Genomic DNA, 2,336 nt, shown 5'->3' with positions numbered 1-2,336 from the left:
AGCTTGACTCTGTCGGGGATCTTGGAGTTTCCCGGTGCGCCGGCGTGATCGGCGGGCATGCTCGGACTGTTCCGAGTGCCCATGCAGTTGCCGAGGTGTCCGTTGTCGCTCCGTCCCCGTTCCGGTGAGCAGGTCCCGCCTCTGACCGCGCAGGTCGCGCGGGCGAGCAACCCGGATGGTACGGCGGCGATGTGGGTGAGAGATCGGCTGGACGGGCTGTGGCGTGACGAGGACTTCGCCGACTGGTATCCGTGTGACGGGCGTCCGGGCCTCTCGCCCGCTCAGCTGGCCACCGTTTGTGTGCTGCAGTTCGTGCTCGGCCTGTCGGACCGGCAGGCCGCCGAGGCGGTGCGCTGCCGCATCGACTTCAAGTACGCCATGGCCATGGAGCTGGACGATCCCGGCTTGCACCACAGCGTGCTGGCCGACTTCCGCGAACGTCTCACCGAAGGCGACCGCGCCGACCGCCTGCTCGACCTCGCGCCGGCCCGCCTGAAGGAGGCCGGTCTGGTGCGCGAGCGCACCACCCAGCGCACCGACTCCACCCATGTCCTGGCCGCGGTCCGCGACCTGACCCGGCTGGAGATGGTCACCGAGGCGGTACGTGCCGCGCTGGAGGAAGTCGCCGGCACCGCCCCGCGCCTGCTGGACGAGCTGGTCGACGAGGAATGGGGCAGCCGTTATGGCCGCCCGGTCCGCCTGGGCAAGAACCCCACCAAGCCCAAGACCAGGATCCTCGCCGCCGGCAACGACGCCGTCCGGCTCCTGGAACACCTCTACCGGCACGGAGCAGAGCGCGTCCTGGTCCGGTGTGGCCTCGAGGAGATCGGCGAACCGGCGGCACTCCGCGAGCGCCCGGACCCGGTGCTGCCTCTCCCGCAGAGCGCGCACCACGGTGCGTAAGCCCTGGCCGACGACGTTGCCCACCGTGCCGGGAAGGGCCACGGCCTGCGCCACGTCCGCCAGGGCCGACTGCATCTGGTCCGACAGATTCCGCGCCCCGGGCAGCCCACTCAGCCGCGTACGGCGAAGCATGTACTCGTCGAGCGTTTCACCCGGATGGTTGTGTTCCCAGTAGCGTTGCAGGGCCAGGTCGAACGTCGGCATCGGCCGTCCGATCTCCGCCGCGGCCAGCCGGATCGCGAGTACCAGGGACTCGAAGTCCGTCCCCGAGCCCCGCGCCAGGTCGATCCGTACCGGCACGACAGGACCGATCTCCTCATCGGGCCGCGGCCAGTGCCCCTGCTGGCTCAGTCCCTGGCCCAGGTGCTCCGTCACACACCGCGAGAGGGTCGACTTTCCGATGCCTCCGACGCCGTAGAACGTGAGCACGTTCCGCCGGGGCGCCTCGAGGTCCTGCACGTCGAAGCCAGGTGTCCGTGTCGCGCGGACAAGGTGGGACAGGCTTCGGGCCACCGACTGCCATTCGTCGAGGCGGTCGGCGAAGTAGTCGACTGCCTTGACCTCGCGATCGTTGGAACGGAACAACGCCCGCAGATCCGACCGGCTCACCTGTGCCCCCTGTCTCGACAACGAGGTCAGAAGAGCAGCGTGCCTGATCGACCGTCAAGTCGGCACGGAACGGGCACACGGGTTTTCAGACCCATGGACGCACCCACCAGGGACGACCTGCGCTGGGCGTTGGGGCAGAGGGTGACGTCGTCGACGTCGAGGAGACCACCAAGTGGAGCCTGCCGGCCGGTCGTACGGGGCTGTCAGTCTCTGTGCACGGGACGCAGGGTCACCAGGTCGTTGCCGTCGCAGTAGGTGAGCGGCCCGCCGATGCCTTTGTCGACGTGCCGGAACGCCTGGCAGTCCGATGTGCCCCGCCAGAGGGTATTGCCCCGGTGGTCCAGCAGGAGCAGGCGGCGACCGTCCTGCCAGAAGTTACGTGTGAGGGACCGGGCCGCGGGGCTCAGCCCGTGGGGGCGGACCAGCTGGTCGGCGCCTGCGTTCAGGAGCCGGTCCGGGCGGCCGGGCGCGCGGATGATCTCGTTCATGGTGCCGTCGGTGACCAGGTACTCGCCCGGGGCCAGTCGCCGGGAGGGGCGCAGGGTGCCGAAGTAGGGATCGACGACCAGGGCGCCTTTGGTGTCCGGCAGCACCATGCGGAAGCCGACGGTCAGCGGAAGGGTGCGGTCCCAGCGGCATCCGGTGCGCGCGTCGCGCGGGGCCTGAGGCTGGTCCCAGACGAAGCTGTACCGCCAGCCGCGGTCCCCGTCACCGGATTCCACCCCGCCGGCGAGGACGGTGGCGCGGCAGCTGCCCCTCGCTGGTGCGGTGCCCATGATGACCCGGTCGTTGACCTGGATGATTCGGTCGACGGTGCCGGCGGG

At 70.1% G+C, this 2,336-nt stretch carries 1 protein-coding gene; it reads left to right on the top strand.

The annotated features are described in order from the left end of the window. The first annotated feature begins 189 nt into the window (after positions 1-189). A complete protein-coding gene (locus RH94_RS07415; RefSeq protein ID WP_234425599.1) occupies positions 190-903 on the top strand; it encodes a transposase in 714 nt (237 codons plus the stop codon). Positions 904-2,336: the final 1,433 nt, after the last annotated feature.

Origin of the sequence: Streptomyces kebangsaanensis, from assembly GCF_001906585.1 — a bacterium.
Lineage (GTDB): Bacteria > Actinomycetota > Actinomycetes > Streptomycetales > Streptomycetaceae > Streptomyces > Streptomyces kebangsaanensis.
This window is presented reverse-complemented; position numbering and strand designations above follow the sequence as displayed.

Excerpts from the sequence above, each read along its gene's own strand:
- RH94_RS07415 (WP_234425599.1), top strand. The coding sequence starts at position 190 with ATGTGGGTGAGAGATCGGCTGGACGGGCTGTGGCGTGACGAGGACTTC.